The organism is Streptomyces sp., from assembly GCF_036566765.1.
Lineage (GTDB): Bacteria > Actinomycetota > Actinomycetes > Streptomycetales > Streptomycetaceae > Streptomyces.
In genome coordinates, this window is sequence record NZ_DATCVQ010000213.1 from 1 (window position 1) to 6791 (window position 6791).

Here is a 6791-nt window from a genome sequence, read left to right on the forward strand (position 1 = left end):
GCCGACGTCGTCACGGAGCACGGATGGCTCGGCGCCGGTTACGCTCACCCGACCGAGCCCGGAACGCGGGCACTTCGCCGCGCGGCGACGGAGGCCGGCCTGGAGCTGGAGTCGACGTACACCGCCAAGGCGCTCGCGGCGCTCATCGCCCTCGACGGGGCGGGGCGCTTCAACGGCGAGCCTGTGGTGTTCCTCAACACCTTCGGTCCCAGGTAGCGGGACGGGAGGTGAGGGAGGGGGTTTCAGCCTCCTCAGAGCCGGGCCGCGACGGCTCGCCTGGACGCGCGCCGGTGCCACGCGAGGCGCTTCCAGGGGCCGGCCTCCACCAGCTGGGGCATCGCCACGGTCGTCGTCCCGGTCACCGCCACCCAGGTGCTCGCGCACGTCGGCGTGCCACCCGCACGGGTCATGCCGGTCCCTGCGGACGGGTCCCGCCAAGCCTCCGCCAGTTCGCCGAGGACTCGGGGCAGCGTCTCGCGCCGGTCGGCCGGGAGACCCACGCGGCCGCCGCCCACCCGGCTGTACCCATTTTCCCCAAGGCCGTTCTAGAACACGGCCAGCGGTTGCGGTTCTGCCTCCGGGCCTCGCTGTTGCTGTAGTTCGTCCTGGTACGCAACAGCGTCACGGGCCGGGACCCGTGCCATGCTGCCCTCGCAGAGAACCAGTGCGCGCGGGACGCGCTTGTGGTCGTGCTCCGACACCATCCCGAGCGCGCTCGTCGGCACGGCGGCGCTGCTCGTCCTCCTGGTCGTCGCCGGCCTTCGGGGCGGGTACGAATCCGCGGGCTTTGACGGTGCTCCTCACAAGGGCGACGGTCAGTTTGCCGCCCTTGGTACGGACGGTCTCGCTCGCCTCGTGCAGGACGTCGCGCACCGCGTCCTCGCGGTGGTTCTTGAGCACGGGAACGAGGGCGGTGGCGGTGGAGACGGGCAGGGGCGTGTCTCCGATTCGAGACACGGAGCGGCCGATCGCCATGACTGGCGCGGCACCGATGAGCTGGTACGCCTGGAAGCCGAGGCAGACGTAATCCGGCGATGCACTCTCCAAACGGACCGGCAGGGCTTCATGGGCGTGGCCTGCTTGACCGGCCTGGACGGCACCGGCAGAGTCGGAATGCGTATCAGCGCCGTATCCCTCTGCCGGCCGGCCCCTCGTCCATGGGCTGCGGACGGCCCCGACATCCAGGAGCGACTGGTGCGATGGTCCTCGACCTGGTGGTGATCGGCACGGCCATCACCCTGGGGCCTTTGCACAACAGCGCCTTCATCCTGCTGCTCTCGTCGCGGCGCAGCGTCCGTCAGGGTCTGGCCTTCCTGTTGTCGTGGCTGGCCAACCTGATCACGGTGATCGCCGTCGTGGTGCTGCTCACCGGCGGTCAGCCCCCAGCCCGTCACAGCGCGCCCTCGACTGCCGCGATCGCCGCGAAACTCGCCATCGGTCTGGCACTGGTGTTGTACGGGGCGTACCGGCGGCGGCGGCCGCCCCGCCCGCACGGCCCGCCACGCTGGGCCGCCCGGATCGATAACGCGTCCCCGGTCACAGCAGCTGGTCTGGCGTGGCTGCTGCAACCCTGGGGGCTGGTCGGCGCCGGTGCCGCGACGGCCGTCGACGCGAACCTCTCCACCCTCGCCGACTGGCTCGCGCTGACCGCCTACTGCCTGCTGGCCACGCTCAGCCTCATCGTCATGGAGACGTACGCGATCTGGGTGCCCGCGGTCGCGAACGCCCGCCTGAACACCCTGCGGAACCGGCTGGGGCAGCACCAGGAGCAGCTCATCGTCACCCTTGCCCTGGCCGCCGGCATATGGCTGACGGCCCGGAGCATCTACGAACTGGTCACCTGACACAAGCCGCCCCCGTGGCCATCACCGCCCCCATCCGGCTCGATGGTCTTCCGCGAACGCGAGGTCGACATGGCGCAGAGCCCGCTCGCCCCGTGCCCGCACGGACCATCCCCGCGGGCACGGGGTCGACGTCACCTCCCTCTGCTCGTGCTCCTGCTTCTGCTTCTGCTTCTGCTTCTGCTTCTGACCTACGCAGCCAGCCGACTGTTGTCTGCGGTGGGACTTGGGCCAGTGTCTGGTCCGTAGGGCCTCTGCGCGGCATCGCGCTTCATATGAGGTTCCGGGGCTCTCGAAGAGGGATCGGATCTCCGTCATTGCCACGGCGCCCAGGGACGACGACCGTGCTCTGGTAGACGTCATAGGGCCACTCCTCGCGGCTGTCAGGTGCAGCCCCTTCCCCTGAGATCACTCCTCGGATCAACCACCCCGGGCCATCGCAACCGATGAAGCGGACGTGCTGGATTCCGCCCGGCCCGGCGACCGGTACCTCGGCGCGGAGCTCGAGGCCGACTCGTCCAGCCCACTCCGCAACGTCCCCGCCGGTTGCTCGTACTTCGCGCGTGAGCGTCTGGCGGCTCGACTCCCATGTCGTCTTCGAGTCTGCGGACCAGGCCTGGAGCTGGATCGCTGTCAGCCCCTTGATCACAGTTACGGCAAGGTGCTTCCTGCCTGAGGGGGGAAGGTCCAGACGAATACCCGGCTCGCGCCGCAGCCGGAGCCCGCCAAGGTCGATCCGATCGCCGGCGTGCAGGTGGGCTTCGCTTGCGTCCCAGGGGCCCGTCTCGATTCCTCGACAGGGGGTCGCTGGGGCCAGACCCATGCCAGGGACTTCGTGGCACTTGGCCTCCGCGAACTCCATCAGCTCCTCGACGCCGAGGTCGTCGAGTCCGTCGACCTGAATCACGGTAGTCAGGAGGCTCAGCACATTCTCCAGAGTGAGCAGGCCACGGTTCTCTATGTCTTTGGCCGCGGTGAGATCGCCCCGCAATCCGCGGACCAGGACGGTGCCGGCATCTTTGCCCGGGAGGGCGACTGCTGCAGCGATGTCGTCGTCCGGCAGGTCGTTCTCCCATCGCCCGATCAGCGCGATCTGAGCAGCCACCTGAAGAACTCTTCCCGGGGTGACGCCCTGTCCCTGGGCGGCCAAGCCTGCCTACTCGATGTCCCTCGGAGTCAGAGCCCCGTCGCGCTGGTACTGCCTAAGCAGCCGGTTCGCTTCAGCGCCTGACACGTACCACCTCTTGTCGCCCGTACTGACCTTGTGGACCTCGACAGTGACCTACTCATAGCGATCGCTCAAGCGGCGGGTGCCGGCGAGTTCGGGCGGCGCGTCGGGGGGTTCGGCCGGCGCTTCGGGGGCGGCGGGGTCATCGAGGTCCGTGAGGCGTGCCTGGTGAGCGGGCTGGTGTGTCAGCGGGCGCTGCGATGCTTCGGTCCGCCGCCGGATCCCTGAGTGCCGGCGGCGGCGGGGCAGTGAACCGGTGGCTGGGGCGGGGCGGACAAGGGGTGCGTTGTGGGGTTGCGGGCGACGGGTGAGCAGGACGCGGCGCGCGAGGTGTTCGCGGCCGGCGGGGATCTGGCGCTGGTTGCCGGGGCGGGGACGGGCAAGACGTCGACGCTGGTGCTGATGGGGGCGGCCACGCGTCGACGTGGTCTGTATGTGGCGTTCAACAAACCGATCGCGGACGAGGCGAAGACCCGGTTCGGGTCGAACGTGCGGTGCAGTACGTCTCACTCGCTGGCGCATCGTGCGGTCGGCCGACGGTTCCAGGACCGGCTGAACGCCTCGCAGCACATGCCGTTGAAGCGGACGGCGTACCTGCTGGGCCTTCAGGGGGACTTGGCAGTCGGCAAGCGGCGAATCAGGGCGACGACCCAGGCCCGACTGGTGATGGAGATGGTTCAGCGGTTCTGCTGGAGAACGGACGAGCGGGTGGCGGCCCGGCATCTGGGGCGGGTGAACGGGCTGGACGAGAACGGGGCGCAGTATCTGGCACAGGTGCTGCTGCGCCGCGCGCGCTGGGCGTGGGACGACATCTGCACTCCAGGCGGGGTGCTGCCGTTCAAGCACGATCACTACCTGAAGATGTGGGCGCTGACGCGGCCTCGTCTTCCGGGAGACTTCGTGCTGCTGGACGAGGCGCAGGACACCAATCCGGTGCTGGAGGAGATTTAGCAGCAGCGCCTGGGTGCTTGCTCCGGTATGAAGGTTGTGCGTTGCGTGAGGAGAGTCGGTGCCTGCCACGTTGAGCGGCGGCGGAGAACGCGGGCGAAGTGCCGGACAGGCCAGCCGTCATGCTGTGCGGCAGGCCTGGCATGCGTGGCTGTCGATTGCTGCCGCCAGGCCGCGGGCCGCCGCCCCTACCGCAGGATCCTTGTCGCTGGTCAGCAGGTCCACGGTGCTGCTGCCGCTGAGCACGGCTTGGTGAGCCGTGTGCTGCACCTCGATTTGAAGACTGCCATGTTCGAGGATCGCCTGCAGTAGTTCGATCACCCCAGGTCGGGTGGCCACGGAATCGGTCACGGCGAGATCCCACAGGAAGGGCACCGCTGCAACCGTCGCATCGAAGACGGCCAGCTCACCGAGCCACAGCCCGAGATCACTCAACGCAACAGCACTCGTCTGGGCGTCGCCCCAGGCAACTCGCGACAGTCGGCCCGGAACATCCTTTGCGGATCCGTAGGCATGCGTCAACTCGTGCCACCGAATGCGGCTCATGCCCTTGAGGATCGTCCCCACCAAGCCCCCCTGTTACCTGCCCACGGCTAGGGCCCCCGCCCACGGGCCCGCCACTCTTCGAGAGGCTAGCCCGACACGCGAGACGTGTTCCCAGACCTCGCCAACAATTCAGGCACCCGCGGCCGGCTGTCGCACGAAGTGATGAACGGCCCCGGCATGCAGGCGCCTGCCTGCGGAGGGAGACTGAAAGGGGCCGTCCGATCTTCGTCCGGAGGGAAGATGAGCCAGCAGCAGGAACTCTCGAACGAGCTGAAGCTCGCCTACGAACAGAACGCGGCCGACTTCGCCGTCCTGGACCAACGCCTGCAGGATCTCCAGGAGACCGCGAAGGCACGCCTGGCGGACGCCGGGCTGGATCTGCCCCCCAGCATCGACTTCCCCTGTCTCGCGTGCCCCTGCCCCGGCTACTCGCGCGACCCGTCGATCCCCTCGACCGGCTGTATCTGCAACGACCCGGCCCACACGCACTACCCCGTCTGACCGAACTCCGCCGGTGTCCAGCGGCAATACTCCGGAACCGCGGGCCGCACGGAGAACTGCCAGATCAGGAGTCTTCCTCGCCTATGCCGCCGGCCGCCGCCGCACACTGATCGACCGCCGCTTGTATCTGCCCACGTCGTGGACGGACGACCGCGACCGGTGCCGCCTGGCCGGCATCGACGACGCGTCGGCTTCGAGACGAAGGTGGTGATGGCCAAGACCATGGTCCGCCGGGCGATCACGGACCGGATTCCGTTCCGGTGGGTGACCGCGGACGCCGCATACGGCTTCTCCAAGGGCTTGCGGTCCGAGCTTGAGCAGGCCGGTGTCTTCCACGTGTATTCGACTCGACCAGCACCCGCAGCCCGGACAGGCCGCCCGCCTGGCCGTGGACCGGGCCTCAACTCTTACGACAGCGTCAGCCACGTCGACCGACTCCACCGACATGTTCTCCACCGACCCGAACAGCAGCTCTTCCAGCTGCGGCCGCACGTTGTTCACGGCGGCGGACTATCCCCGTGGGCACGGGGTCAACGACCACAAGGGGCGGCAGTACCTCGACCTGCCTGGAGCATCCCCGCGGGCACGGGATCGACGTCCAGGTCCTGGCCACCCACTCCCCCCAACTGGTGCTCAGGACCTCCCCAGTCCTGCTCTCTGAGGCTCCCCACACACCCGTCGCCGCAACACCCTCCTCATCCGGTCCTTTCCGCTGCGGCACAATGAAGGTCAACGAAGCGGGCAAAGGGTGGGGGGAAACGTGGGGCTTTTTGGTTCAGGAAGCCGACGTAAGGGCGTACCGAACGAGCCGGCGCTGCTGGCTGCGGCTGCTGCGAATCCCGGTGGCAGCGTCGCCGAGATCGACCCGAGGTATATCGACGACCCGAACGGCTACGTACCTCCCGAGGCCATCCGCGGCGCGTGGGTGGTAGATGGCAGCGGGAAACTGACAGGTGAGTACCAGCAGAATCCCCGTCACGGGGTGCCACAGGACGACTTCAGCAAACTCACCGATCCTGATCACTGGCTCGGCTGGCTCGGCGACGATCCCGCGAGGGCCGTCCGGGAAGCCATCGAGGAGTCCCTGCGCGCCCAGGTGGAAGACGCAGTGGTCGAGTGGGTGAAGATCCTTGAAACGCCTCGGTTTCTCACGGGTGGGCGTCCGCGTTCTGAGGACGAACAGGTCATCCTGGTGACCCGCGCGGCCCTCGCCGCGCCGTTTGCGTTGTCCGTGCGGACAACACAGCACGGGCGTTCCGTCCTCTTGGGGGTGTTCTCCTGGGCAGCTGTGAACCTCCCACAGCCCGCAGCACGCAAGGATCGGCACTGGTTCGACCTGGGCGTCGAGCTGGAGTGGGCCGGCGAACGGCTCCAAGAGCGGATCTACGAGATCGACAGCGAGAACGGCGCCGCCGAGCACTAGAGCAACCACACCACTCTGCACCGCCCGTCAAGAAGGGCGGCATGGCGACCACAGGCTCCCTTGACCAGGAGGAGCCGCCCGAACCCCCAGCCGACGAACGACCAACCCCACAAGAACCAAGTCGACGCGGCGTCCTGGTCGTTGATGCGTTCGCGCTACGGACCATCCCCGCAAGCGCGGGATCGACTTGCCCGAGCGCCTGCTCGACGCTGGTGATCCAGGACCATCCCCGCCGGCGCGAGGTCGACACCGGGGCCGCATGCGTTCCTGCCCCGCGCGGGCGCGGGGTCGACCTCGATCAGCG

At 68.4% G+C, this 6791-nt stretch carries 7 protein-coding genes and 3 pseudogenes; 6 read left to right on the forward strand and 4 right to left on the reverse strand.

Annotated elements, in window-relative coordinates:
- Positions 1 to 216: pseudogene (locus VIU94_RS12285) on the forward strand (1-aminocyclopropane-1-carboxylate deaminase); the annotation flags it as partial.
- Positions 217 to 392: 176 nt separating this feature from the next.
- Here VIU94_RS12285 and VIU94_RS12290 read toward each other — a convergent pair.
- Positions 393 to 479, reverse strand: a pseudogene (locus tag VIU94_RS12290) (TIGR03086 family metal-binding protein); the annotation flags it as partial.
- A 142-nt stretch (positions 480 to 621) separates the two neighbouring features.
- The gene (locus tag VIU94_RS12295; protein WP_331910634.1) at positions 622 to 957 is read right to left on the reverse strand and encodes a hypothetical protein; all 336 of its coding nucleotides are present in this window, start codon (positions 955 to 957) and stop codon (positions 622 to 624) included.
- A 242-nt stretch (positions 958 to 1199) separates the two neighbouring features.
- Here VIU94_RS12295 and VIU94_RS12300 point away from each other — a divergent pair, with 242 nt between their 5' ends.
- Positions 1200 to 1844, forward strand: a complete 645-nt coding sequence (locus VIU94_RS12300) for a GAP family protein (protein ID WP_331910636.1) — start codon at positions 1200 to 1202, stop codon at positions 1842 to 1844.
- A 268-nt stretch (positions 1845 to 2112) separates the two neighbouring features.
- Here the strand turns inward: VIU94_RS12300 and VIU94_RS12305 are convergent, their stop codons facing one another.
- Positions 2113 to 2946 carry a DUF3710 domain-containing protein gene (locus VIU94_RS12305; protein WP_331910638.1) on the reverse strand — a complete coding sequence of 278 codons (834 nt, stop codon included), beginning with the start codon at positions 2944 to 2946 and terminating at the stop codon, positions 2113 to 2115.
- A gap of 411 nt (positions 2947 to 3357) precedes the next feature.
- Between VIU94_RS12305 and VIU94_RS12310 the strand changes: the two genes are divergently transcribed.
- Positions 3358 to 4020 carry a hypothetical protein gene (locus VIU94_RS12310; protein WP_331910640.1) on the forward strand — a complete coding sequence of 221 codons (663 nt, stop codon included), beginning with the start codon at positions 3358 to 3360 and terminating at the stop codon, positions 4018 to 4020.
- A 117-nt stretch (positions 4021 to 4137) separates the two neighbouring features.
- Here the strand turns inward: VIU94_RS12310 and VIU94_RS12315 are convergent, their stop codons facing one another.
- Complete coding sequence (locus tag VIU94_RS12315; protein ID WP_331910642.1) at positions 4138 to 4584, reverse strand: hypothetical protein; 447 nt, start codon at positions 4582 to 4584, stop codon at positions 4138 to 4140.
- Between the two features lie 219 nt (positions 4585 to 4803).
- On the opposite strand from VIU94_RS12315, the gene VIU94_RS12320 reads away from it, so the two are divergent.
- The 3 genes and pseudogenes from VIU94_RS12320 to VIU94_RS12330 all read left to right on the forward strand — a co-directional run bounded on the left by VIU94_RS12320 (position 4804) and on the right by VIU94_RS12330 (position 6487).
- Entirely contained in the window at positions 4804 to 5064 is a 261-nt protein-coding gene (locus tag VIU94_RS12320; protein WP_331910644.1) for a hypothetical protein, read from the forward strand.
- 15 nt (positions 5065 to 5079) lie between these two features.
- A pseudogene (locus tag VIU94_RS44695) lies at positions 5080 to 5790 on the forward strand (transposase); the annotation flags it as partial.
- A 34-nt stretch (positions 5791 to 5824) separates the two neighbouring features.
- Positions 5825 to 6487: a hypothetical protein gene (locus VIU94_RS12330; RefSeq protein ID WP_331910646.1), complete on the forward strand. Its 663-nt coding sequence runs from the start codon at positions 5825 to 5827 to the stop codon at positions 6485 to 6487.
- Positions 6488 to 6791 lie beyond the last annotated feature (304 nt).

Excerpts from the sequence above, each read along its gene's own strand:
- VIU94_RS12320 (WP_331910644.1), top strand. The coding sequence starts at position 4,804 with ATGAGCCAGCAGCAGGAACTCTCGAACGAGCTGAAGCTCGCCTACGAA.
- VIU94_RS12300 (WP_331910636.1), top strand. The coding sequence starts at position 1,200 with ATGGTCCTCGACCTGGTGGTGATCGGCACGGCCATCACCCTGGGGCCT.